Origin of the sequence: Streptomyces sp. NBC_01477, from assembly GCF_036227245.1 — a bacterium.
Taxonomy (GTDB): Bacteria; Actinomycetota; Actinomycetes; order Streptomycetales; family Streptomycetaceae; genus Actinacidiphila.
This window is the reverse complement of sequence record NZ_CP109445.1, coordinates 2,759,532-2,782,843: the sequence shown is the minus strand read 5'-3', so window position 1 is coordinate 2,782,843 and position 23,312 is coordinate 2,759,532. Positions and strand designations below refer to the sequence as shown.

The 23,312-nt window shown below is 72.1% G+C and carries 20 protein-coding genes; 11 read left to right on the top strand and 9 right to left on the bottom strand.

Annotated elements, in window-relative coordinates; genetic code table 11:
- The first annotated feature begins 15 nt into the window (after nucleotides 1-15).
- From atpA to OHA86_RS11120, 5 genes are all read left to right on the top strand, one after another.
- Complete coding sequence (atpA, locus tag OHA86_RS11140) at nucleotides 16-1,587, top strand: F0F1 ATP synthase subunit alpha (RefSeq protein WP_329174611.1); 1,572 nt, start codon at nucleotides 16-18, stop codon at nucleotides 1,585-1,587.
- A gap of 4 nt (nucleotides 1,588-1,591) precedes the next feature.
- Nucleotides 1,592-2,515, top strand: coding sequence for a F0F1 ATP synthase subunit gamma (locus OHA86_RS11135; RefSeq protein ID WP_329174610.1), 924 nt, complete (start codon nucleotides 1,592-1,594; stop codon nucleotides 2,513-2,515).
- A 5-nt stretch (nucleotides 2,516-2,520) separates the two neighbouring features.
- Complete coding sequence (gene atpD / locus OHA86_RS11130) at nucleotides 2,521-3,969, top strand: F0F1 ATP synthase subunit beta (protein ID WP_329174608.1); 1,449 nt, start codon at nucleotides 2,521-2,523, stop codon at nucleotides 3,967-3,969.
- 111 nt (nucleotides 3,970-4,080) lie between these two features.
- Nucleotides 4,081-4,455, top strand: a complete 375-nt coding sequence (locus OHA86_RS11125) for a F0F1 ATP synthase subunit epsilon (RefSeq protein ID WP_329174606.1) — start codon at nucleotides 4,081-4,083, stop codon at nucleotides 4,453-4,455.
- Nucleotides 4,456-4,621: 166 nt separating this feature from the next.
- Nucleotides 4,622-5,068 carry a DUF2550 domain-containing protein gene (locus tag OHA86_RS11120; RefSeq protein WP_329182359.1) on the top strand — a complete coding sequence of 149 codons (447 nt, stop codon included), beginning with the start codon at nucleotides 4,622-4,624 and terminating at the stop codon, nucleotides 5,066-5,068.
- A 13-nt stretch (nucleotides 5,069-5,081) separates the two neighbouring features.
- Here the strand turns inward: OHA86_RS11120 and OHA86_RS11115 are convergent, their stop codons facing one another.
- Nucleotides 5,082-5,654 carry a cob(I)yrinic acid a,c-diamide adenosyltransferase gene (locus tag OHA86_RS11115; protein ID WP_329174604.1) on the bottom strand — a complete coding sequence of 191 codons (573 nt, stop codon included), beginning with the start codon at nucleotides 5,652-5,654 and terminating at the stop codon, nucleotides 5,082-5,084.
- A gap of 135 nt (nucleotides 5,655-5,789) precedes the next feature.
- Here OHA86_RS11115 and OHA86_RS11110 point away from each other — a divergent pair, with 135 nt between their 5' ends.
- The 3 genes from OHA86_RS11110 to OHA86_RS11100 all read left to right on the top strand — a co-directional run bounded on the left by OHA86_RS11110 (nucleotide 5,790) and on the right by OHA86_RS11100 (nucleotide 10,006).
- Entirely contained in the window at nucleotides 5,790-6,638 is an 849-nt protein-coding gene (locus OHA86_RS11110; protein ID WP_329174602.1) for a 3-hydroxyacyl-CoA dehydrogenase family protein, read from the top strand.
- Between the two features lie 123 nt (nucleotides 6,639-6,761).
- Nucleotides 6,762-7,061, top strand: coding sequence for an STAS domain-containing protein (locus OHA86_RS11105; RefSeq protein WP_329174600.1), 300 nt, complete (start codon nucleotides 6,762-6,764; stop codon nucleotides 7,059-7,061).
- A 176-nt stretch (nucleotides 7,062-7,237) separates the two neighbouring features.
- Entirely contained in the window at nucleotides 7,238-10,006 is a 2,769-nt protein-coding gene (locus tag OHA86_RS11100) for an ATP-binding protein (RefSeq protein WP_329174597.1), read from the top strand.
- A 108-nt stretch (nucleotides 10,007-10,114) separates the two neighbouring features.
- Here the strand turns inward: OHA86_RS11100 and OHA86_RS11095 are convergent, their stop codons facing one another.
- Nucleotides 10,115-11,176, bottom strand: a complete 1,062-nt coding sequence (locus tag OHA86_RS11095) for a glycoside hydrolase family 11 protein (RefSeq protein ID WP_329174595.1) — start codon at nucleotides 11,174-11,176, stop codon at nucleotides 10,115-10,117.
- Nucleotides 11,177-11,778: 602 nt separating this feature from the next.
- Entirely contained in the window at nucleotides 11,779-12,441 is a 663-nt protein-coding gene (gene nucS, locus OHA86_RS11090; protein ID WP_329174593.1) for an endonuclease NucS, read from the bottom strand.
- Between the two features lie 247 nt (nucleotides 12,442-12,688).
- Here nucS and OHA86_RS11085 point away from each other — a divergent pair, with 247 nt between their 5' ends.
- Complete coding sequence (locus OHA86_RS11085) at nucleotides 12,689-13,081, top strand: SCO5389 family protein (RefSeq protein WP_329174591.1); 393 nt, start codon at nucleotides 12,689-12,691, stop codon at nucleotides 13,079-13,081.
- Between the two features lie 91 nt (nucleotides 13,082-13,172).
- On the opposite strand, the gene OHA86_RS11080 is transcribed toward OHA86_RS11085, so the two are convergent.
- Nucleotides 13,173-14,207 (bottom strand): LLM class flavin-dependent oxidoreductase, encoded by a 1,035-nt coding sequence (locus tag OHA86_RS11080; protein ID WP_329174589.1) that lies wholly within the window; start codon nucleotides 14,205-14,207, stop codon nucleotides 13,173-13,175.
- Between the two features lie 172 nt (nucleotides 14,208-14,379).
- Here OHA86_RS11080 and OHA86_RS11075 point away from each other — a divergent pair, with 172 nt between their 5' ends.
- The gene (locus OHA86_RS11075) at nucleotides 14,380-14,697 is read left to right on the top strand and encodes an ATP/GTP-binding protein (RefSeq protein WP_329174587.1); all 318 of its coding nucleotides are present in this window, start codon (nucleotides 14,380-14,382) and stop codon (nucleotides 14,695-14,697) included.
- Nucleotides 14,698-14,724: 27 nt separating this feature from the next.
- On the opposite strand, the gene OHA86_RS11070 is transcribed toward OHA86_RS11075, so the two are convergent.
- The 5 genes from OHA86_RS11070 to mce all read right to left on the bottom strand — a co-directional run bounded on the left by OHA86_RS11070 (nucleotide 14,725) and on the right by mce (nucleotide 21,923).
- Nucleotides 14,725-15,498: an ABC transporter permease gene (locus tag OHA86_RS11070; protein ID WP_329174585.1), complete on the bottom strand. Its 774-nt coding sequence runs from the start codon at nucleotides 15,496-15,498 to the stop codon at nucleotides 14,725-14,727.
- Nucleotide 15,499: 1 nt separating this feature from the next.
- Nucleotides 15,500-16,591: an ABC transporter ATP-binding protein gene (locus tag OHA86_RS11065; RefSeq protein WP_329174584.1), complete on the bottom strand. Its 1,092-nt coding sequence runs from the start codon at nucleotides 16,589-16,591 to the stop codon at nucleotides 15,500-15,502.
- An 89-nt stretch (nucleotides 16,592-16,680) separates the two neighbouring features.
- On the bottom strand, nucleotides 16,681-17,616 hold the full coding sequence (locus OHA86_RS11060; RefSeq protein WP_329174582.1) for a cellulose-binding protein: 936 nt from the start codon (nucleotides 17,614-17,616) through the stop codon (nucleotides 16,681-16,683).
- Nucleotides 17,617-17,721: 105 nt separating this feature from the next.
- A complete protein-coding gene (gene scy / locus OHA86_RS11055) occupies nucleotides 17,722-21,285 on the bottom strand; it encodes a polarized growth protein Scy (RefSeq protein WP_443071696.1) in 3,564 nt (1,187 codons plus the stop codon).
- Between the two features lie 179 nt (nucleotides 21,286-21,464).
- Nucleotides 21,465-21,923, bottom strand: coding sequence for a methylmalonyl-CoA epimerase (gene mce, locus OHA86_RS11050; protein ID WP_329174580.1), 459 nt, complete (start codon nucleotides 21,921-21,923; stop codon nucleotides 21,465-21,467).
- A gap of 139 nt (nucleotides 21,924-22,062) precedes the next feature.
- On the opposite strand from mce, the gene OHA86_RS11045 reads away from it, so the two are divergent.
- Complete coding sequence (locus OHA86_RS11045; protein ID WP_329174578.1) at nucleotides 22,063-23,259, top strand: acetyl-CoA C-acetyltransferase; 1,197 nt, start codon at nucleotides 22,063-22,065, stop codon at nucleotides 23,257-23,259.
- The last annotated feature ends 53 nt before the right edge of the window (nucleotides 23,260-23,312 follow it).

Below are 23,312 nucleotides of genomic sequence, written 5' to 3'. Positions count from 1 at the left end.
GAGCAGGGAACCCAGATGGCGGAGCTCACGATCCGGCCGGAGGAGATCCGGGACGCACTGGAGACGTTTGTCCAGTCGTACCAGCCGGACGCGGCCTCGCGCGAGGAGGTCGGCACGGTCAGCGTTGCCGGAGACGGCATCGCGAAGGTCGAGGGCCTGCCCTCGGCGATGGCGAACGAACTGCTGCGGTTCGAGGACGGCACCCTCGGCCTCGCGCTGAACCTCGAAGAGCGCGAGATCGGCGCGATCGTCCTCGGCGAGTTCAACGGCATCGAGGAGGGCCAGCCGGTGCACCGCACCGGTGAGGTGCTGTCGGTGGCGGTCGGCGAGGGCTACCTGGGCCGGGTCGTCGACCCGCTCGGCACCCCGATCGACGGCCTCGGCGAGATCGAGACCGACGGCCGCCGCGCACTCGAACTGCAGGCCCCCACGGTCATGCAGCGCAAGTCGGTGCACGAGCCGATGCAGACCGGCCTCAAGGCCGTGGACTCGATGACCCCGATCGGCCGCGGCCAGCGCCAGCTGATCATCGGCGACCGCCAGACCGGCAAGTCCGCCCTGGCCATCGACACGATCATCAACCAGCGCGACAACTGGCGCAGCGGCGACCCGCAGAAGCAGGTCCGCTGCATCTACGTCGCCATCGGCCAGAAGGGCTCCACCATCGCCGGCGTACGCGCCGCGCTGGAGGAGGCCGGCGCCCTGGAGTACACGACGATCGTCGCCGCCCCGGCGTCCGACCCGGCCGGCTTCAAGTACCTCGCCCCCTACACCGGCTCGGCCATCGGCCAGCACTGGATGTACCAGGGCAAGCACGTCCTCATCGTCTTCGACGACCTGAGCAAGCAGGCCGACGCCTACCGCGCCGTCTCCCTGCTGCTGCGCCGCCCGCCGGGCCGCGAGGCCTACCCCGGCGACGTCTTCTACCTGCACTCCCGCCTGCTGGAGCGCTGCGCCAAGCTCTCCGACGACCTGGGCGCCGGCTCCATGACCGGTCTGCCGATCGTGGAGACCAAGGCCAACGACGTCTCGGCGTTCATCCCGACCAACGTCATCTCCATCACCGACGGCCAGTGCTTCCTGGAGTCCGACCTCTTCAACGCCGGCCAGCGCCCCGCGCTGAACGTCGGTATCTCGGTCTCCCGGGTCGGCGGCTCCGCCCAGCTGCGCGCGATGCGCAGCGTCGCGGGCCGGCTGCGCGTGGACCTCGCCCAGTTCCGTGAGCTGGAGGCCTTCGCGGCCTTCGGTTCCGACCTGGACGCGGCCTCCAAGGCGCAGCTGGAGCGCGGCCAGCGGATGGTCGAGCTGCTCAAGCAGGGCCAGTACGCGCCCTACGCGATCGAGGACCAGGTCGTCTCCATCTGGGCCGGCACCACCGGCAAGCTGGACGACGTCCCCGTCGAGGACGTCCGCCGCTTCGAGCGCGAGCTGCTGGACTACCTGCACCGCGAGCGCAAGTCGCTGCTCACCGGCATTGTCGAGACCGGCAAGCTGGAGGAGGGCACCGTCGACGCGCTGACCGAGGCGGTCGACGCCTTCAAGAAGCAGTTCGAGACGTCCGCGGGCGCGCTGCTGGTCGAGGGCTGATCGCATGGGCGCACAGATTCGGGTTTACAAGCGCCGGATCAAGACCGTCTCCGCCACGAAGAAGATCACCAAGGCGATGGAGATGATCGCCGCCTCGCGCATCGTCAAGGCGCAGCGCCAGGTGGCGGCCTCGTCCCCGTACGCCGATGAACTGACCCGGGCGGTCACGGCGGTCGCGACCGGCTCCAACACCAAGCACGCGCTGACCACCGAGGCCGAGAACCCGAGCCGTGCCGCGGTCCTGCTCATCACGAGCGACCGCGGCCTGGCCGGCGGCTACTCGTCCAACGCGATCAAGGCGGCCGACCGGCTCACCGAGCGGCTGCGCGCGGAGGGCAAGGAGGTCGACAGCTACGTCGTCGGCCGCAAGGGCCTGGCGTACTTCGGTTTCCGTGAGCGCGAGGTCACGCAGTCCTGGACCGGCTTCTCGGACAGCCCGTCGTACGCCGACGCCAAGGCGGTGGCGACACCGCTGATCGCGTCGGTGCTGGCGGACACGGCCGAGGGCGGGGTGGACGAGCTGCACATCGTCTTCACCGAGTTCGTGTCGATGATGACCCAGAGCCCGGTCGACCGGCGGCTGCTGCCGCTGGCGATCTCGGACAAGCCGGCCGGCGGCGAAGGGGAGCCCTCCAAGCCCCAGGCGCTGCCGCTGTTCGAGTTCGAGCCGTCCGCGGAAGGCGTGCTGGACGCGCTGCTGCCGCGGTACGTCGAGAGCCGCATCTACAACGCCCTGCTGCAGGCCGCCGCCTCCGAGCACGCGGCCCGCCGCCGGGCGATGAAGTCGGCGACCGACAACGCGGAAGATCTGATCAAGTCGCTCACGCGGCTTGCCAACGCGGCCCGACAGGCCGACATCACCCAGGAAATCAGCGAGATCGTCGGCGGTGCCAGTGCTCTGGCCGACGCGAACGCGGGGAGTGACTGACCACTATGACAGCCCCTATTGACACCGTTGAGACCACCGCCACCGGCCGGGTGGCGCGGGTCATCGGCCCGGTCGTCGACGTGGAGTTCCCCGTCGACGCCATGCCGGAGATCTACAACGCGCTGCAGGTCGACGTCGCCGACCCGACCCGGGCCGGCGAGACCAAGACGCTGACCCTCGAGGTCGCGCAGCACCTCGGCGACGGCCTGGTCCGCGCCATCTCTATGCAGCCCACCGACGGCCTGGTCCGCCAGTCCCCGGTGACCGACACCGGCAACGGCATCACCGTGCCGGTCGGCGACGTCACCAAAGGCCGCGTCTTCAACACCCTGGGCGCGATCCTGAACGAGCCGGAGGCCGAGTCCGAGGTCACCGAGCGCTGGCCGATCCACCGCAAGGCCCCGGCCTTCGACCAGCTCGAGTCCAAGACCGAGATGTTCGAGACCGGCCTGAAGGTCGTCGACCTGCTGACCCCGTACGTCAAGGGCGGCAAGATCGGCCTGTTCGGCGGCGCGGGCGTCGGCAAGACCGTGCTGATCCAGGAAATGATCATGCGTGTGGCCAAGCTGCACGAGGGCGTTTCCGTCTTCGCCGGCGTCGGCGAGCGCACCCGTGAGGGCAACGACCTCATCGCGGAGATGGCCGAGTCCGGCGTACTCCCGCAGACCGCGCTGGTCTTCGGCCAGATGGACGAGCCGCCGGGCACCCGGCTGCGGGTCGCGCTGGCCGGCCTGACCATGGCGGAGTACTTCCGCGATGTGCAGAACCAGGACGTGCTGTTCTTCATCGACAACATCTTCCGGTTCACCCAGGCGGGTTCCGAGGTCTCCACGCTGCTCGGCCGTATGCCGTCCGCGGTGGGTTACCAGCCGAACCTGGCCGACGAGATGGGCCAGCTCCAGGAGCGGATCACCTCGACCCGCGGTCACTCGATCACCTCGATGCAGGCGATCTACGTCCCCGCGGACGACCTGACCGACCCGGCGCCCGCCACCACCTTCGCCCACCTCGACGCGACGACCGTGCTCTCGCGGCCGATCTCGGAGAAGGGCATCTACCCCGCGGTGGACCCGCTGGACTCCACGTCCCGCATCCTGGACCCGCGCTACATCGCGCAGGACCACTACGACTGCGCCATGCGCGTCAAGGGCATCCTGCAGAAGTACAAGGACCTCCAGGACATCATCTCCATCCTCGGCATCGACGAGCTGGGCGAAGAGGACAAGCTCACCGTCTTCCGGGCCCGCCGCATCGAGCGCTTCCTGTCGCAGAACACCCACGCGGCGAAGCAGTTCACCGGTGTGGACGGCTCCGACGTGTCGCTGGACGAGTCGGTCTCGGCGTTCAACGCCATCGCCGACGGCGAGTACGACCACTTCCCGGAGCAGGCCTTCTTCATGTGCGGTGGCCTGGACGACCTGAAGGCGAACGCCGCCAAGCTCGGCGTCAACTGACCCAGGGCCGTGGCGTGAGGGGGGCAGACGGTCTCTGCCCCCCTCTCGCAGCCCTTATTCTTTGTCTTACGCACCCCCCTCACCCGGTGGGTGCCGACCCGAGGAGCCGTCTTGGCCGATATTCACGTCGAGGTGGTGGCCGCGGACCGCAGCATCTGGTCCGGGGAGGCCGCCATGGTCATCGCCCGCACCATGTCCGGTGACATCGGCATCATGCCGTCGCACGAGCCGGTGCTCGGAGTGCTGCAGTCAGGTCCCGTGACGGTCCGTACGGCCGACGGCGGCACCGTGGTCGTCGCCGTGCACGGCGGCTTCCTCTCCTTCGCGGACAACAAGCTCTCGATTCTCGCCGAGATCGCCGAGCTGGCCGAGGAGATCGACGTCGCACGGGCCGAGCGGGCGCTGGAGCGCTCCAAGTCCGAGGCCGACGCGGGCGCCGAGCGCCGCGCCGAGGTCCGGCTGGCCGCCGCGGCGGGCGCGCACTGAACCACCACCGGCGGGGCGCCGCACAGCTCGGCGCCACCGCGGGAGCAGGACCACGGCGCCGCGGGCTGCCCCTCGGGGCGGTCCGCGGCGCCGGTACGGCAAGGGCAGCAGACACAGGGCGCGCGGCACGGTCGGCAACCAGTACCAGGAGAGGAGATCGGTGGACGTGATCCTCTCGGTGGAACTGGTCGGCGCAGTCGTGGGAGCGATCCTGCTGGCGCTGTTCGTCCTCGGGCTGCGCCGCCGGCTGATCCAGCGCCCGGGGGGCACCTTCGACTGCAGCCTGCGGGTGGCCCCGCAGGAGGGCGCCGAGCCCACCGGCAAGGGCTGGGTCTACGGGGTGGCCCGCTACAACGGCGACCGGGTCGAGTGGTTCCGGATCTTCTCCTACGCCTTCCGGCCGCGCCGGGTGCTGGAGCGCCCCTCGATCGAGGTCGAGGGCCGCAGGGAGCCGCGCGGCTCCGAAGAGCTGGCGCTGCTGTCCGACGCGGTCGTCCTGACCTGCGGGCACCGCGGCCTGCGGCTCGAACTGGCGATGAGCGACGACGCCCTCACCGGCTTCCTGGCCTGGCTGGAAGCGGCCCCGCCCGGCCAGCGCGTCAACGTCGCCTGAGCGGGGCGCCGCCTCAGCGGTTCTCGCCCGGCACCCACAGCACGTCCCCGCGCTCCTTGTTCGCCGTCCTGGCCAGGATGAAGAGCAGGTCGGAGAGCCGGTTGAGGTAAGTGGCCGTCAGCGGGTTCATCGTGTCGCCGTGTTCGGCCAGCGCCGCCCAGGTGGAGCGCTCCGCGCGGCGGACCACCGTACAGGCCTGGTGCAGCAGCGCAGCGCTCGCCGTGCCGCCGGGCAGGATGAAGCTGCGGAGCTTGTCCAGGCCGTCCAGGAAGCTGTCGCAGTCCGCCTCCAGCCGGTCCACGTAGCTCTGCTCGACCCGCAGCGGCGGATACTTCGGGTCCGGCACGACCGGGGTGGCCAGGTCGGCGCCGACGTCGAAGAGGTCGTTCTGCACGCGGACCAGGACGGCCGCCACGTCCTCGGCCGGCCCGCCGAGCGCCAGGGCGGTGCCGATGACCGCGTTGGCCTCGTTGGCGTCGGCGTACGCGGCGATCCTGGTGTCGGTCTTCGCGGTACGGCTCATGTCGCCGAGCGCGGTCGTACCGTCGTCGCCGGTGCGGGTGTAGATGCGGGTGAGATTGACCATGCCGTCGAGCGTAGGGCCTGCGGGGCCGGGTCCGTGCGACCAAGGACACACGGTGACGCGCCCGACATCATGCTGCGCCGGGCCCCGAACCGGCGCTAGGGTCCGGCCAGATACCCCAACGGAGAGGTGTGTGCCGTGGCGAAGAAGCTCGCCGTCGTAGGAGCCGGACTGATGGGCTCGGGCATCGCGCAAGTGGCGGCCCAGGCGGGTTACGAGGTGATCCTGCGGGACGTCACGGACGAGGCGCTGACGCGCGGGACCGACGGCATCAAGGCGTCGTACGACCGTTTCGTGGCCAAGGGCAAGCTCGAACCGGCCGACGCCGAGGCGGCGTTGGGCAGGATCAGCACCACCACCGACCTCGGCGCCGTCGCGGACGCCGACCTGGTGGTGGAGGCGGTCTTCGAGAAGATCGAGGTCAAGCAGGAGATCTTCCGCACCCTGGACCGGATCACCGGCCCCGGCACCGTCCTGGCGTCCAACACCTCGGCCATCCCGATCACCAAGATCGCCGCCGCGACCGAGCACCCCGAGCGGGTCGTCGGCACCCACTTCTTCTCGCCGGTGCCGATGATGCAGCTGTGCGAACTGGTCCGCGGTTACAAGACCAGTGACGACACGTTGGCCCGCGCCAGGGAATTCGCCGAAAGCGTCGGCAAGACCTGCATCGTCGTCAACCGCGATGTGGCCGGCTTCGTCACCACCCGGCTGATCTCCGCGCTCGTCGTGGAGGCCGTCAAGCTCTACGAGTCCGGGGTCGCCTCGGCCGAGGACATCGACATCGCCTGCAAACTGGGCTTCGGGCACGCCATGGGGCCGCTGGCCACCACCGACCTCACCGGCGTGGACATCCTGCTGCACGCCGCGGGCAACATCTACGCCGAGTCGCAGGACGAGAAATTCGCCCCGCCGGAGATCATGCGGCGGATGGTGGACGCGGGGGATCTGGGCCGTAAGAGCGGTCAGGGCTTCTACCCGTACTAAGCAATGTCACTCACATGAGTGAATTCGGTCTCGGTTCGCTCACAGACGGCAACTTCTCTTTGCGACGGACCGTCAGGTGTGTGAAGACATACGGACGAGTGCCGCAATTCTTCGGGAGCGACTATGCATATCAGGGGCGACCACGCCGAGCTGGTCGTCGGGGGCCGCCTCGACGTCCGCAGCGCGGCGGACGCCCGTACCGCCCTGCACACCGCGGTCGACTCCGGCCGCGGTGATCTCGTACTCGACCTGACCGAGCTGGACTCGTGGGACGCCACCGGCCTCGGCGTCATCATGGGCGTCCACCGCAGGGCGGGCCGGGCCAACCGCCGGCTGGTGCTGCGCAACGTACCGCCGCAGATGCAGCGGCTGCTGGTGGCCACCCGGCTGCACCGCATCCTCGCGATCGAGGCCGAAAGGTGACGTAAGGGCGGCCGGGCACCCCTGCGCTTCATTGATACGGTGCGAGCGCTTACAGTTTGGACTCGGATTGCCCGCAGGCGTGCCACCCCGTACGCCGGACCAGGGGAATCGGGCCGGCCTGCCACGGACGGCGGCCCGGCGGCGCCCCTGACGTGACGCTCATGGGGGCGTAGGACATGGACCAGCACAACGGCGAGCACGGCGAGCACCCAGGGCAGGACGAACCGTTCGACGCCTTCGGCGTCAGGAGCGGCGGCAACGGCGGCGGCCCCGCCGACCGCGGCGCGCTGGTGCCGTACGGGCAGCCCGCTCCCGACCCGTTCTTCGACGCGCCCTTCGACAGCCCGGACGACCCCAGCGCCTTCGCGGGGCTGCGCCCGGTCGAGCCCTCGCTCTTCGACGCCACCGCGCCGCTGCCCAAGGCGCTGCGGCCGGCCCGCGAGCCGCTGGAGCTGACCGCGGGCACCGGGACGCCGAGCGGCGGCGCCCGGGTGCGGCGGATCGTCACACCCGACTACGTGCTCACCATCAACCCGATCGACGGCACCGAGGTCACGGCGTGCCCGCCGCAGGAGCGCAGGACCCCGGTGGCGCGCACCCGCGAGGAGCGCGCCGCGCACCTCGCCGCCCACCGGCCCTCCCCGCCGCCCGGCCCGCCGGGACCCGAACTGCCGCTGCTGGAGCGCGACGAGGAGCGGGAGCGGCTGATCCGGCTGCTGGCCCGCGGCCGGTCGGTACGCGTCACGGGCGCGTCGGGCGCCGGGCGTACCGCGCTGCTGGAGTCGGTCGCCAACGCCTGTACCGACCTCGCCCCCGACGGCGTGCTGTGGCTGTCCGGCTACCGGCGTACCGCGGGCGACGTCCTGCACGCCCTCTACAGCACCGTCTACACCGGCGACGACTACCGCCCGAGCCGCGCTGAGCTGCCCGGGCTGCTGCGCGAGACCGGCGCGGTCGTCGTGGTGGACGACCTGGAATTCGGCGGCGCCGCGCTGGAGGAGGTGCTCGCCGCCGCCCCCGAGTGCGCCTTCCTGGTGTCCGCGTCCCCCGAAGTCCCCGCGCCCCCCGCCGAGTCGATGGTCGAGGAGGTCTTCCTCTCCGGGCTCACCCGGGTCGCCTGCGTCGACCTGCTCACGCTGGCCGCCGGCCGGCCCCTGGAGGAGGACGAGACCGCCTGGGCGGCCGACCTGTGGTTCGAGTCCGAGGGGCTGCCGCTGCGCTTCGTCCAGGCCGGCGCGCTGCTGCGGCAGCGGGACGCGCTGCGCTTCCCGCCCGAGCCCGACTGGGACGACTCGGTGTGGCAGAACGGCACGCCGGCCGCGCCCGCCGCGTCCGCGGCGGACCTGATACCCGACCTGACCGGCTTCGACGACCCGGTCGACCCGGCCGCGCCGGAGATACCCGCGGTCCCGCAGCCGCCCGCCCCCCGGGTGCCCGCCGCCGACGTGCCGCTGCCGTCGCTCGCGGAGAGCGCCGCCCCCGCCGACCTGCTCGCCTCCCGGCTGAGCGAGTCCGCCCGCGAGGCCCTCGCCTTCGCGGTCGCCCTCGACGGCGAATGCCCGCACCCCTCGCACCTGCCCGCGCTTGTCGGCGACACCCACGGGGACGCCGCGCTCGGCGAGATGACCGCTGTCGGCCTCGCCGTCCCGGTCGCCGCGCACTACCGGCTCGCCGCCGGCGTCACCCAGCAGCTCGCCGCCGCCTTCACCGCCGAGGGCGAGCTGAGCGAGGTCCAGGCGCACACCGCCGCCCTGCACTACGCCTGGTGGACCGGGCACCCCTCGGTCACCGCGGCCCGCGCCGCCGCCGAGTCCGAGGCGATCATCGCGGCGATGGCCGCCTGCCGCGACAACGGCAATCCGACCGCCGCGGTCCTGCTGGCCCGTACCGTCGCCCCGGTGTTCGCCGCCGCCCTGCACTGGGGCGCCTGGGAGCGCGCGCTGCGGATCGGTCAGGAGGCCGCGCGGCTGTCCGGCGAGGTGGCCGAAGAGGCGTACTTCCACCACGAGTTGGGTGTGCTGGCGCTCTGCAACGGCACGATGGACCGGGCCAGGGCCGAGCTGGAGGCGTCCATCGCGCTGCGGGGCGCGCTCGCCGACCGCCAGGGCACGGTGGTCGGCCGCCGCACCCTCGCGCTGGTCGACGACGCCGATCCGGTGGCGCCCCTCGAACTCCTCCCGGCCGCGCCCGAGGACGAGCAGCCCACTGTCGTGGCGCCGCCGCTGGCCGTCATCCACCACCGGCCCGCCCCGGCCCACGCGGCGCCCTCGCCGGGCCCCAGGCGGCTCGCGGTCGTCGGCACCCGCCGCAACATGGTGGCGGCCGGCACGGGTGTCCTGCTGGCCGCGGTCCTGGGCACGATCGTCACGCTGGGCGCGACGTCGGGGGCCGGCGACGGGTCCGACCAGAAGAACCAGGTCAAGCCGCTGGAGTCGGCCCAGCCGGAGGCCCCGGAGGACACGTCGAGCACGTCCCCCGCCGCGTCGGCGTCCTCGGCGCCGGCTTCCTCCACGGCCCCGCCTCCGGCGAGCACGGCGCCGACGCAGTCGGCCACGGCGCCGGACGGCACGCAGGGCGGCACGGCCTCGACGCCGCCGCCCGCGACCTCCGGTCCGCCGCAGCACTCGACCGGCGGGGGCACGTCGTCCGGCGGCGGCACCTCGGGTGGTACGCCCGGTGGCACCAGCGGCGGTACGTCCGGTGGCACGGCGGGTGGCCAGACCGGCAGCCCGAGCAGCAGCCCGAGCAACCCGACGGATACTCCGAGTGGCGGCCCGACGGACACCCCGACATCGCCGACGCCGACCATCCCGACCGCCCCGCAGTCCCAGCCCGTCCCTGCGTCGCCCACGGTCATCGAACCCTCGGCCGCGCCGACCGACTCGGCCACGACCAGCCCCGCCGACACCGGTACCGGCAGCGCGACGCCGACCACGGCGCCGTAGGGCGCGGGCCGGCGGCAGGCCCGGCGTGACGGCGGGGAGCCGTCACGCCGGGACCGCGGGTGAATCAGGTCGTACGGGTCGTACGGGTCGTACGGGTCGTACGGCCGGTCAGCTCGCGCTGCAGGAGAAGGTCGGCCAGGTGGTGGAGCCGTTCTTCTGTATCGTCAGGCCCCAGTTGTTGCCGCTGCCGTTGGGTTTGGCGACCAGCGTGTACTGGCTCGGGTAGTTGGCGGTGATGTTCCAGGTCGACATGACCACCTCAGGGGCGGGCATGCTCGCGGTCACGGTCCAATTGCTGGAGCCGGTGACCGCGACGTTGAGGTTGTAGCGGTCGCTCCACTGGTCGCCGGCCGTGACGGAGGCGCTGCAACTCCCGCCGCCGCTGCCGCCGGTGGTGCCGCCGGTGGTCGGGGGAGTGGTGGTGCCGCCGTTCGTCCCGCCGCTGCCGCCGGAGCCCACGGTGATGTTGGAGCTACCGGAGGATCCGTAGCCCTCGGTGGCCAGGATCTCGTAGTTCGGAGTGCCGAGGTTCAGGCCCGCTTGTGCCCACGCGTTGAAGAAGTTGGCCACGGTGATGGTGCCGCCGGTGCGCTTCGCCTGGCGGACCGCCCAGTACTGGTAGAAGGTCGCGGTGCCCTGGATGGACGGCTGGTTGACGCGCTGTGTCCGGTACAGGTCGTACGTGCTGCCGTCGCTGTTGACCGAGCCCAGCCTTGAGGTGCCGGAACTCGGGTTGTAGTTGCCGTAGTTGTCGACGATGTAGTACTCGATGAGCGGGTTCGTGGTCCAGCCGTACAGCGACAGGTAGCAGTTGCCGTTGCAGTTCCACGAGCCCGAGTAGGTCACAGGCGCGGTCGTGCCCGGGTTCCAGCCCTTGCCGGCCACGAAGTTGGTCACGTTGTTCCACGTGGTGCTGTACTGGCCGCCGGAGCCCATGGTCATGGAGGCCTGGCCGCTGTTCTGGCTCCAGAACGAGTAGAAGTACCCGTTGTTGGTGCCGGTGCTGTTCTGGTTGACGGTGGTGTCGGCGTTGGCGGTGCCGGGCATGACCAGGGCGGCCACGCCGATCAGCACGAGCGTGCAGATACCGCTGAGGAGCAGCCGGAACCGGCTGAAAACCGTGAGGCGTCCGCGTCCGCGGATCTCCGGCCGGGTGGGGGGATTGGTCATCTGTGTGCTTCCTCCTCGTGAAGGCTGGCGTGGGGTGCCAGGCTGCGCGCGCACGGCCCGCGCGGGCGTCCGGCGGCCGATCGCACACCAATGCCGCGCACCGCAGCAGGGGTTGGCCGCCCACCGACCGGTCGGCGACCGAGCGACCGGGCCACGAAGGTGCCCCGGACCGACAGTTGGTGCGCCTGTCGACGGCGACAGTGTTGAACCGCCCCGCCCCACTGTCAACACTTTCGCCGAGAATTCCGAAAGCGTCGCCACCCTCAAGACCCCTGTGGGTCTGCGTCATCGCTGGTCACCGGCCACCCATGGTCGACCGGCCTTGCGGCAGACTCATGAAGCCGCCATCCGCAGCGCAGCCATCACCCCGAGATTCCCGAAACTTTCGAACCTCTTCCGGTGGAAGCAGTCGGGGTGGGCGCACCCTCTCGGTGCTACGTCCCTCCGGCCGGCCTCAATCGCGAGTGCGACGGCCGGGCAGCCCGCAGCCCCGGGTGTCGATGTCGGTAGCCGTCACGCGGCGGAGGGTGCCGTGACGCGCACGCAGCGAGCCCCGCGCCGCGGGTCGCCGTACCGGGCGCGGGGCGGGGAGGGCCGGGGGGTCAGAAGAGGCGGAGTTTGTCGTCTTCGATGCCGCGCATGGCGTCGTAGTCGAGGACGACGCAGTCGATGCCGCGGTCGGTGGCCAGGACGCGGGCCTGGGGCTTGATCTCCTGGGCGGCGAAGACGCCCTTCACGGGCGCCAGGTGCGGGTCGCGGTTGAGGAGTTCGAGGTAGCGGGTGAGCTGCTCGACGCCGTCGATGTCGCCGCGCCGCTTCAGCTCGATGGCGACCGTGCCGCCCGAGGCGTTGCGGCAGAGGATGTCGACCGGGCCGATCGCGGTGGGGTATTCGCGGCGGATCAGGGTCCAGCCGTCGCCCAGCACCTCCATGCGGTCGGCGAGGAGCTCCTGAAGATGGGCCTCGACGCCGTCCTTGATCAGGCCGGGGTCGATGCCGAGTTCGTGCGAGGAGTCGTGCAGGACCTCTTCTATCGTGATGATCAGCTGCTCGCCCGCCTTGTTCACGACCGTCCAGACACCGTCGTCGCCCTCCTTGAGCGTGCAGGGCGGGGACATCCAGTTGAGCGGCTTGTAGGCACGGTCGTCGGCGTGCACGGACAGGCTGCCGTCGGCCTTGATCAGCAGCAGCCGGGTGGCGGACGGAAGGTGGGCGGACAGCCGGCCCGCGTAGTCGACGGAGCAGCGGGCGATCACGAGGCGCATGGTGGGCCACGCTACTGGACGCGGCCGGCGGTTCGCGATTCGGCCCCGCCGCGGCCGGGACTGTACGGGTTCGGCCGACTACGGGCAGCCGCCGAAACTTGGCCGGTTGTGGGTGCTCCCTCCTGGTGCCTTCCGCATTCCAACCCTACGGTGAAGGCCGGAGGCCGCCGCGCTGGAGGCGCGGTCGCTGCTCCGGATCCCGTCCGTACGACCCCGTGCGCCTACGGGGTCACCGAGAGGAGAACCCATGTCGCTCGACGTCTCTCCGGCCCTCCTCGAACAGGCCGAGCGAGGCGAGGTCGACGAGCAGGAATTCGTCGACTGCGTCCGGACGTCCCTCCCTTACGCGTGGGAGCTGATCAGCTCATTGGTGGCACAACTCAAGGTCGATGGAGGGAACTTCGCGGACAACCAGGTGCCGCCGCCGAGTGAGAAGGACCGTGGCCAGCTGCTCCGCGCGCTGGCGAGCGATGCGATACGCGGTGCACTGCAGCGGCACTTCGGAGTGCGGCTGGCGTTCCAGAACTGCCACCGGGTGGCGGTCTTCCCGCTCGACCCGGCGGTCGGCGAGAGCTACCAGAAGTTCACTTCGGTCCGGTCGCAAGTGCTGAACCAGTCACCGGAGTTCCGGGACTGCTGACGTCTCCCGCGCCGCACGCGCGGGAGCCGTAGTCGATCAAGGCCGGCCGGCACAACGGGGCGTACTCCCGTGACGGGCCACGTACACGTGATCAGGCCAGTTCCGGGAGCACGTCACCGCCGAGACGTGCGACGTTCTGCAACGTCGCCGCGAGGTCGCCCGAGCCCTCCACCAGCAGTGCGAACCGGGTGATGCCGGTGATCTCCGCGGTCGCCGCGAGCCGGTCGGCGCACAGCCGCGGCGGGCCGACCGGGTGCAGGTCGCAGAGCAGTTCGGTGTACGCGTGCGGGTCGCGCATCGTCCGCGCGCGCCCGTCGACCGTACGGTGCGCCGCCAGGCCCTGCTGGAGCCAGCCGGGCATCGCCTTGAGCAGCGTCTCGACCGCGTCCGCGCGGGTGTCGGCGACCTGGGCCACCCCGGCGGAGACGTGCCCGGCCGCGGCGACCGCGTCGGGACTGTGGCCGGCTTCCAGCGCGTGCTGCCGCCACAGGGCCACCATCGCGGCCTTGTCCTGGTCACCGCAGTGCATGCCCAGCAGCATCGGCAGCCCCCGCTCGGCGGCCAGCCGTACGGTGCCGGGCGACGTGCACGCCACCACCACCGGCGGGCCGTCACCCGCGCCGGCCGAGTCCAGTTCGTCCGGCCGCGGCACCACCGGCACCTCGGGGAAGGAGTACCGCGGCCCGCGCGCGCCCACCGAGGGCTCGCGCAGCCAGCGCAGCAGCAGGTCCAGGGACTCGGGGAAACCGTGCTCGTACGCGGCCCTGCCGCCGCCGAAGACCTCCAGGTCCACCCACGGGCCGCCGCGCCCCACCCCGAGGGTGAAGCGTCCGCCGGAGGCCAGGTGCAGCAGTGCCGCCTGCTCGCCCAGCGCCACCGGGTGCGCGGTCGGCAGCACGCTGACCGCGGTGCCGATGCCGATCCGCCGGGTCCTGCCGAGCAGCAGCCCGGCCAGGGTCACCGCCGACGGGCACACCCCGTACGGCACGAAATGGTGCTCGGCCAGCCAGACCGCGTCCAGCCCGGCCTCCTCCGCGGCCTCCGCCGTCGATATCGCCCGGTGCAGCGGCTCGGCCTGGCCCTGACCGGGGAACTGAGCCGCGAGTACGAACGTCCCAACGCGCATCGCCCACCCCTCCTTGCCCTCACTAACGCCTGGCACGTGCCAAAGGCACGGCCTTCTGCGGCGTTTTCATGATTTTCGGCAGTGGCGCGGCGGATGCGCCCGTTCGGGTACCCGCTCATGCGGCGCGTACCCTGGATGCCGTCCGCGAAGCCAGCAGAGCGCGAGGTGCACCGTGTCGCCGCGACGTAACCACCCGCACGGCGCCCAGCGCCCCGCGGAGCGCAGCCAGGAGTCCGGGGTCGGCGGTTCCGGCACCGAGGAGTGGCAGGGCGAGGAGTGGGTGGTGCGGCCGGTCGCCGGCGCCGCCTCCACCAAGCACTACCGCTGCCCCGGCTGCGACCAGGAGATCCCGCCCGGCGTCGGGCACGTGGTGGCCTGGCGCGAATACGACGGCCTCGACGACCGCCGGCACTGGCACCGGGCCTGCTGGAACGCCAAGGACCGCCGCACCAGCAGGGTGCAGCGGTCCCGTAACGCGCCCAGGTACTGAGCGGAGCCCAGGTACGGAGCGGAGCTGTCAGGCGTCGCGCTGCCTGAGCACCACGTAACCGCCGATCAGCGCCACCGCGACCCACACCGCCATGATGCCGATGCCGCCCCACGGCCCGTACGAGGTGTGATCGTCGTTCGACGGCACCACCTGCATGATCTTCTGGCCCGCCTGGTCGGGGAAGTAGCGCGCGACCGTCTTCACCTTCGGCACCGCCGACAGGATCGGCGAGACCAGGAAGAAGAACGGCATCAGGATGCCCAGGCCCAGCATCGGGCTGCGCAGCATCGCCGCCGCGCCCACGCACAGCAGCACCAGCAGCGTCATGTAGAGCCCGGCGCCGAAGACCGCGCGCAGCACCCCCGGGTCTCCGATGTGCGCCTTGTGCGAGCCCAGCAGCGACTGGCCGAGGAAGAAGACGATGAAGCTGGTGGCCATGCCGACCACCAGCGCCAGCGCGCCCGCCACCGCGACCTTGCAGACGTAGAAGGAACCGCGCTGCGGCACCGCGGCCAGCGAGGTGCGGATCATTCCGGTGCTGTACTCGCTGGAGATGACCAGCACACCGAAGACGATCAGTGCGAGCTGGCCCAGCGACATGCCGAAGAAGCTGGTGTTGGTCGGGTCGAAGGTGGCCCGGTCGCCCTCCGACATCGAGTCCCAGTTGTTGTCGAACACCAGGCAGATCACCGCCCCGAGGGCGACGGTCACGATGAAGGCCAGGGCCAGCGTCCAGATGGTGGAGCGGACCGACCTGATCTTCGTCCACTCGGACTGGAGGACAGCGGTTGCGGCAGCCATGTCAACGCCCCTTTCCTGAGCCGGGGTTGCGCCACTGGGCGCCCCACTGCTGCCCGCCGCCGGACTGCGGCGGCCGCCCCGGCGGCTGGTCCTCCGGCGGCGGTGGCGCCGCCTGCGGCTGAGCCGGCGGCTGCCCGGGCGCGGCCGGCGCCTGCGGCAGCCCCTGCGCGGGCCCGCCCGGCGTCACCGCGCCGTGCGCGTGGTATTCGACCGACTCGGCGGTCAGCTGCATGAACGCTTCCTCCAACGACGCCCGCTGCGGGCTCAGTTCGTGCAGCACCAGCTGATGCCGCGCGGCGAGTTCGCCCAGCTCGGCAGCGTCCGTGCCGTCGATCTCGAAGGCGCCGTCACCGGTGGTCAGCACCCGGTGCCCGGCCGCGGTCAGCACATCCTTGAACCGCTCGGGCTGCGGGCTGCGCAGCCGTACGTAGCTGCGGGAGTTCTTCTCGATGAAGTCCGCCATCGAGGTGTCGGCCAGCAGCCGCCCCCGGCCGATGACGATCAGATGCTCGGCGGTCAGCGCCATCTCGCTCATCAGATGGCTGGACACGAAGACGGTGCGGCCCTGCGCGGCCAGGCCCTTCATCAGGTTGCGGATCCAGTGGATGCCCTCCGGGTCGAGCCCGTTGACCGGCTCGTCGAACATCAGGATCTCCGGGTCGCCCAGCAGCGCCGCCGCGATGCCCAGCCGCTGGCCCATGCCCAGCGAGAACCCCTTGGAGCGCTTGCGCGCCACCGCGGTGAGCCCCACCGTCTCCAGCACCTCGTCGACCCGGTGGGTCGGGATGCGGTTGGACTGCGCGATGCACAGCAGATGGTTGTACGCGGTGCGCCCGCCGTGGATCGCCTTGGCGTCCAGCAGCGCCCCGATGTGCTTCAGCGGTTCGCTGAGCTGTGCGTAGTGCTTGCCGTCGATGCGGACGTAGCCTCCGGTGGGCGAGTCCAGGCCGAGCAGCATCCGCATCGTGGTGGACTTGCCCGCGCCGTTCGGCCCGAGGAATCCGGTCACCACGCCGGGGCGCACGGTGAAGGTCAGATGGTCGACTGCGGTCTTGTCCCCGTACCGCTTGGTGAGCCCCTGCAACTCAATCATGGGGGCGAGGCTAGCAAGACACCGCGGCACCCCCGCACGCGAGCGTGCGGGGGTGCCGGAAAAACGCCTGCGACGTGCTTCCGCTGAGGTCAGCGGGACTGCTGGGCCGGGACGCCGCGCGAGATCGGCTCGTCGTCGGGCGAGCCGGCCGCGGCGACGGCCGCACCGGTCAGCGTGGCCAGCATCTCGCGCACGTTGGTCAGCTGCGCGTTGATGCTGTCGCGGCGGTTGGTGAGCGCCGCCAGCTCGCGCTCGGATTCGCTGCGGATCCGGTCGGCCTTCGCGTTCGCGTCCGCGACGATGTCCTCGGACTGGCGCTGCGCGGTCTCCACCGTCTGGCGGGCGCGGCGCTCGGCGTCCGTACGCAGCTTCTCCGCCTCAAGGCGAAGCTGCTCGGCGCGGTGCTCGATCTCCGCCAGGCGCTTCTCCGCCTTGGCCTGACGCGACGCCAGGTCGCGCTCGGACTGCTCGCGGCGCTTGGCCAGGTTCGTCTCGAAGTCCGCGGCGGCCTGGGCGGCCTTGGCGCGGGTCTCCTCGAAGAGCGCGTCGGCCTCCTCGCGCTTGGCCTGCGCGTCCTTCTGGGCGTCGGTGCGCAGCTGCGTCGCGTCGCCCTTCGCCTTGTCGACGATCCGGGCGCCCTCGTCCTCGGCCTTGGACTTGCGGTCGGCGGCGAAGGCCTCCGCGTCGTTGCGCACCTGGGCGGCGGCCGAGTCGGCCAGCTCGCGGTGCTGCTCGGCGGCACGGCGGGCCTCCTCACGCAGGTCCTTGGCCTCTTCCTCGGCCAGCCGGAGGATCTTCTCCACCCGGGCGCCGAGACCGGCGTAGGAGGGCTCGGAGTCGTTCACCTGAGCCGCGGCGTTCTGGGTTTCGAGGTGCAGTTCCTCGATGCGCTTCTCCAGCGCGGTGATCCGTGTCAGCGCGCTGTCTCGGTCGGCGACGAGCTTGGTGATGCGGTCGTCCACCTGTCCGCGGTCGTATCCGCGACGCACGAGCTCGAAGCCGAAGGGGGAGGAAGTGTCGCTCATGAGGTTCCTGTCGATGATTCAGACCGGTGAGGTGATAGAGGGAATCCTAGGGGGCTCAGCGGCGTGTCACCGAGCCATTGCGCATTCGGCATGGAGAATGACCGCTCAATCGAGTGGCGCATCGTCGTTGCGCTTGCCGCCCGTTCGGGCGGAACCGGCAGCAGCTCCCGCGGAGACCGTACTCTTCGTTGATTTGGCTGCGCCACCCGGTGCTTCGAACGATTCCAGCGCTTCCAGCACGTCCTGGACGCGGCCGATCTCCGCATTGATGTCCTCGCGCCTGCGGACCAGGATGTCCAGTTCGCGCCGGCCTTCGGTCACGATCCGGTCGGCCTCGGCGCGCGCCTCCGCCTTGACGCGCTCGGCCTCCCGCTCCGCCTCGGTCTTGTTCTGCTCGGCCTCCTTGAGCAGGTTCTCGACCTTCTTCACCGCCGCGATACGGACCTTGCTCGCCTCCGAGGTGGCGGTGGACTTGATCTCGGCGGCCTTCTGCTCGGCCTCGCGCAACTGCTCGGACGCGGCGGCCACCAGCTTGTCGACCCGCTCGCCGACCACCCGCATCGCCTCGGCGGCCTCCTTGCGGGAGCGGTCGTGCAGCGCCTCCACCTCGGACTCCACCCGGCGGCGCAGCTCGTCGGTGCGCTCCCTGATCGTGGTGGCGTCCCTGCGGGCCTCGCCGAGCAGCGTATCGGCGTCGGTCCGGGCCCGCTCCACCATGCCGTTGCCCTCGGCGGTGGCCTCGTTGACCAGCCGCTCGGCCTCGCCGCGGGCGGCGCCGACCATCGTGTCGGCCTGCTCCTCCGCGGCCTGGGCGACCCGGCGGGCCTCCGCCTGCGCCTTGCCGACCAGCTCGTCGGCCTGCTCGGCCGCCTCGCTGCGGCGCTTGTTGGCCGCCTGCCTGGCCTCGTCCAGTATCCGCTGCGACGCGGTGCGCGACTCCTCGGCGTCCCGCTCGGCGCCCTCCAGCGCCTGCCTGGCCAGGGTGCCCAGCCGGTCGGCCTCCTCGCGGGCCTTGCCGACCAGCAGGTCGGCCTGGTTCGCGGCGTCCGTCCGCATCCGGTTGGCGTCGTCGCGGGCCTCGGACCGCAGCCGGTCGGCCTCCTCGATCGCCTCGTTGACCGTACGGTCGGCGAGCGACTTGGCGGCCTCGGTCTCCTCCTTGGCCACGCTGCGCATCCGGGCCACGTCCTGACCGGCCCGCTCCCGCTCGGAGTTGGCGTCCGCGTGCAGCCGGTCCGCCTCGCCCCGCGCCTCGGCGCGCACCCGCTCGGCCGCGTGCTCGGCCGCCGAACGCAGCCCGGCGATCTCCTGCTCGGCCTCCTGGTGCAGATGCCCGACCGCGTCGCGTACCTGCTGGGCGGTCGCCTCGGCGCCCGCCACCAGCTCGCCGGCCCGCTGCTCGGCCTCGGCCGCCAGCCGGTCGGCCTCCGCCGCCGCGTCCTCGACCCGCTTGCGGGCCGCCGCGAGCAGCTCCTCGCTCTCCCTGCGGGCCTGCGCACGCTCCTGCTCGGCCTCGCCGCGCGCGGTGGCCAGCAGCTCCTCCGCCGCTCTGCGCCGCCGGGCCGCCTCCTCCTGGGCGCCGGCCAGCGCTTCCGCGGCCTCCACCCCGAGGCGCTCCGCCGCGGCGGCCGCCTCGGCGCGCACCCGGTCGGCCGTCTCCTGCGCCGAGGTCAGCCGCTGCTCGGCCTCCGCCGCCGCTTCCGCCTGCACCCGCAGTGCGACGTTCTCGCCCTCCGCGCGGGTCTGCGCCGCGTCCGCCGCCGCCTCGTCGCGCAGCCGTACGGCCTCCGCCTCGGCCTGCTCCTGGAGCGTACGGATCCGCTCGGCGGTCTCCTGGCGCAGCCGGTCGGCCTCCTCCGCCGCCTCCGCGCGGATCCGGTCCGCCTCGGTGGCGGCGTCCCGCAGGTTCTGCTCGGCGGCGCCGACCCGGGCCTCGGCCTCTTCGCGCAGCCGGGCCAGATCGGCCTCGGCCTCCTCGCGCAGCCGGGCCACGGCCGTGTCGGCCTCGGCCCGCAGCTCGGCGCCGGCCTGCTCGGCGGCCTCCTTGACCGCCGCGCCCTGCCGCTCGGCCTCGGCCCGCAGCTCTTCGGCCTCCGCGCGGGCGGCCCGCAGCGCCTCCTCGGCCTTGGTGTTCAGCGCCGAGGCGCGCTCGACGGACTCGGTACGCATCCGCTCGGCGTCGGCGGACGCGCTCTGCCGCTGCTCGTCGCCGTCGGCCTTGGCCTTGGCCAGCAGCTCCTCGGCCTTGCTCGCGGCCTCCTCGATCTGCTGCACCGCCTCGCGGCGGGCCTCGCCGCGGATGCGCTCGCTCTCGGCGACCGCGTCGGCCCGCAGCTGCTCGGCCTCGCCGCGCAGCCGCCTGGCCTCCTCCTGCTGCTCGACGGTCCTGGCGCGGTATTCCGCGGTGTCGTCCTGCGCTGCGCCCCGCAGCTCCTGCGCGGAGGCCTCCGCCTCGCTGCGCAGCCGCTCGGCCTCGGCCTCCGCCTCGCCGCGGATCCGCTCGGCCTCCTCGCCGGCCGACCTGGTGGTGGAGCGCGCGTCCTCCGAGGCCTTGGTCAGGATCTCCTCGGCGGAGCGGGCGGCCTGCGCCAGCTGGGCCGCGGCGTCCTCGGCCGCGGCGGCCCTGGCCGCCTCCTGCGCCTCGGTGCGGATCCGCTCGGCCTCGGCGCGGGCGTCGGCGACGGTCTGCTCGGCCTCCGCCTTGGCGGCCTCCGCCTCCTTGGTCGCCTCGTTGACCATCCGGGCGATCTCGGCCCTGGCGGTACGGGTGCGCTGCTCGTTCTCCGTCTCGGCGGCCGCCAGGCGCTTGGCGGCGCCGGCGGCGGCCTCCTCGCGCAGCCGCTCGGCCTCCGCGGTGGCCGTACGCAGCGCCTCGTCGGCCTCCCGGACGCGCTCCTCGGCCAGCCGGGACAGCTCGGTGGCCCGGTTCCTGGCCTCGTCGGACTCGCTGCGGGTGGACGTCCGCAGCTGCTCGGCCTCGGTGGTCGCCTCCTGGGCCTGCGCCGAGGCGGCGTTCAGCAGCCGCTCGGCGTCCGTGCGGGCCCTGCGCAGCAGCTGCTCGGCCTCCGCGCGGGCCGCCTGGGCGTCGGCGGTCAGCCGGTCCCTGGTCTGCTCGGCGACCCGGGTGGCCTCGGCGCGGGCGGCGGCCAGCGCCGCCTCCGACTCGGCCCTGGTCTCGTCCAGCAGCCGGCGGGCCTGCGACTCGCTGCGGGCCCGCAGCTGCTCGGCCCACGCCACGTTCTCGTTGACGTGCGTCTCGACGTTGGCCCTGCGGTCGGCCAGCTCCTCGTCCAGCTGGCGGCGCCTGGCGATGGCCTCGGCGTGCCACTCGGCCTCGAAGCGCGACTGGTGCTCGGCCTGCTCCTGGAGCAGCCGCTGGGTCTGCGCCCTGGCCTCGCGCAGCTCCCGCTCGGCGTCGGTGCGCAGCTGGTCGGCCTGGATCTGGGCATTGCGCAGCAGCTGGTCGGCCTGGTGCCCGATGTTGTCGTAGGCAGGGCGGGACGCCAGCATGCGCCGCGCCTCGTGCAGCTTGGCGCGCAGCACCTCGACCTGGTATCCGAGGTCGTCGGCGTGGTCGACCGCTTTGCCCCGCTCGGTACGAAGCCGGTCCATCTCGGCTTCGAGCTGAGAGAGGTGGTCGTCAGCTTGGTAGCTGTCGTTGCCCCGCACTCCGCGGTCCCATCGGTCTCCTGGCGTTCTCACCCGCCAACCGGGTGAGATTCTCCGTGACCCTGTTTGAATCCAGGGCCGTAAGAAGAATGGTGTCAGATCAACGGCGCGGAGCGGGAGCGTACCCAGAGCCCACCCCGGTCGGCCCGGTCACTCTACCGGGCAGGACGGGGTCCGGGTCAGTGGTCCTGAGGGTCCTGATCGCCTTCTGCCGGGCTCGCGGCGGCGGTCACCAGTTCGGTGAGCACCCCGTGGCAGTCCTTGGGGTGCAGGAATGTGATCCTGGAGCCCATCGAGCCGTGCCGCGGCTCGGGGTCGAGAACCCGGACCCCCTTGCCGCGGATCTCCGCCGCGTCGGCGTCCACATCGGCGGTGCCGAAGGCGATGTGGTGCACCCCTTCGCCGTTCTTGGCCAGCCATTTGCCGACCGGGGAGTCCTCGCGGATGGGTTCGAGCAGCTGGAGGTAGGAGGCGCCGCCGTCGGAGGTCCCGTTGATCCGCAGCATCGCCTCGCGCACGCCCTGCTCCTCGTTGACCTCGCGGTGGGCCACCTCGAAGCCGTACGTGGCACGGTAGAACTCAACGGTCGCGTCGAGGTCGAAACAGGCGATCCCGATGTGGTCGATGCGCGTCAGCATGGAGCCAGTGCACCGCAGCGGCGGTGATTACGCAACGTGCGCGCCATCACACGCTTCGCCGGGTGACGTGGCCTGTACCCGCCAGTACATTGACGCTAACCCTCGTTAACCTCCTCTCTTCAGCCGAAGGGGCCGCACCATGACCAACAGGACGCGTTCGGTGATCGTCGCGGGTGCCCGCACCCCGATGGGCAGACTGCTCGGCAGCCTGCGCGGCTTCTCCGGGGCCGACCTCGGCGGCTTCGCGATCAAGGCCGCGCTGGAGCGGGCCGGCATCGGCGGCGACCAGGTGCAGTACGTGATCATGGGCCAGGTGCTGCAGGCCGGCGCCGGCCAGATCCCCGCCCGCCAGGCCGCCGTCAAGGCCGGCATCCCGCTGTCGGTGCCCGCCCTCACCGTCAACAAGGTGTGCCTGTCGGGCCTGGACGCCATCGCGCTCGCCGACCAGCTGATCAGGGCCGGCGAGTTCGACATCGTGGTGGCCGGCGGCCAGGAGTCCATGACCAACGCCCCGCACCTGCTGCCGGGCTCCCGGTCCGGCTTCAAGTACGGCGCCATCGAGATGCTCGACTCGATGGCCCACGACGGCCTCACCGACGCCTACGAGAACATCGCGATGGGCGAGTCCACCGAGAAGCACAACACCCGGCTCGGCATCGAGCGCGCCCCGCAGGACGCCTTCGGCGCCCTGTCCCACCAGCGCGCCGCCGCAGCCCAGAAGAACGGCCTGTTCGACGCCGAGATCACCCCGGTCGAGGTCGCCCAGCGCAAGGGCGACCCGGTCGTCTTCAGCCAGGACGAGGGGATCCGCCCGGAGACCACCGCGGAGTCCCTGTCCCGGCTGCGCCCCGCCTTCGCCGCGGACGGCACGATCACCGCGGGCACCGCCTCGCAGATCTCCGACGGCGCCGCGGCCGTGGTGGTCATGAGCCGCGCCAAGGCCGAGGAGCTGGGCCTGCCGTGGATCGCCGAGATCGGCGCGCACGGCAATGTCGCGGGCCCCGACAACTCGCTCCAGTCCCAGCCCTCGAACGCCATCGCCCACGCCTTGGGCAAGGAGGGTCTGACGGTGGCCGACCTCGACCTCATCGAGATCAACGAGGCCTTCGCGGCCGTCGCCGTGCAGTCCATGAAGGACCTGGGCGTGACACCTGAAAAGGTGAACGTGAACGGCGGCGCGATCGCCCTGGGCCATCCCATCGGGATGTCGGGAGCCCGTATCGTTCTGCATCTGGCCCTGGAGCTGGGCCGCCGCGGCGGCGGCACCGGCGCCGCCGCGCTGTGCGGTGGCGGCGGCCAGGGCGACGCGCTGATCCTGCACGTGCCGGCGGCCTGACCGGCGGCGGGACCGGCCGGCCGGGCGCCGACCGGCCGCGGCTCGGGCCGGGG

Coding starts and splice junctions, on each gene's coding strand:
- OHA86_RS11135 (WP_329174610.1), top strand. CDS start 1,592: ATGGGCGCACAGATTCGGGTTTACAAGCGCCGGATCAAGACCGTCTCC.
- OHA86_RS11085 (WP_329174591.1), top strand. CDS start 12,689: ATGTCGCTCGACGTCTCTCCGGCCCTCCTCGAACAGGCCGAGCGAGGC.
- OHA86_RS11115 (WP_329174604.1), bottom strand. CDS start 5,654: ATGGTCAATCTCACCCGCATCTACACCCGCACCGGCGACGACGGTACG.
- OHA86_RS11065 (WP_329174584.1), bottom strand. CDS start 16,591: ATGATTGAGTTGCAGGGGCTCACCAAGCGGTACGGGGACAAGACCGCA.
- atpA (WP_329174611.1), top strand. CDS start 16: ATGGCGGAGCTCACGATCCGGCCGGAGGAGATCCGGGACGCACTGGAG.
- nucS (WP_329174593.1), bottom strand. CDS start 12,441: ATGCGCCTCGTGATCGCCCGCTGCTCCGTCGACTACGCGGGCCGGCTG.
- OHA86_RS11080 (WP_329174589.1), bottom strand. CDS start 14,207: ATGCGCGTTGGGACGTTCGTACTCGCGGCTCAGTTCCCCGGTCAGGGC.
- OHA86_RS11045 (WP_329174578.1), top strand. CDS start 22,063: ATGACCAACAGGACGCGTTCGGTGATCGTCGCGGGTGCCCGCACCCCG.
- mce (WP_329174580.1), bottom strand. CDS start 21,923: ATGCTGACGCGCATCGACCACATCGGGATCGCCTGTTTCGACCTCGAC.
- OHA86_RS11100 (WP_329174597.1), top strand. CDS start 7,238: ATGGACCAGCACAACGGCGAGCACGGCGAGCACCCAGGGCAGGACGAA.
- OHA86_RS11070 (WP_329174585.1), bottom strand. CDS start 15,498: ATGGCTGCCGCAACCGCTGTCCTCCAGTCCGAGTGGACGAAGATCAGG.
- OHA86_RS11060 (WP_329174582.1), bottom strand. CDS start 17,616: ATGAGCGACACTTCCTCCCCCTTCGGCTTCGAGCTCGTGCGTCGCGGA.
- OHA86_RS11095 (WP_329174595.1), bottom strand. CDS start 11,176: ATGACCAATCCCCCCACCCGGCCGGAGATCCGCGGACGCGGACGCCTC.
- OHA86_RS11105 (WP_329174600.1), top strand. CDS start 6,762: ATGCATATCAGGGGCGACCACGCCGAGCTGGTCGTCGGGGGCCGCCTC.
- atpD (WP_329174608.1), top strand. CDS start 2,521: ATGACAGCCCCTATTGACACCGTTGAGACCACCGCCACCGGCCGGGTG.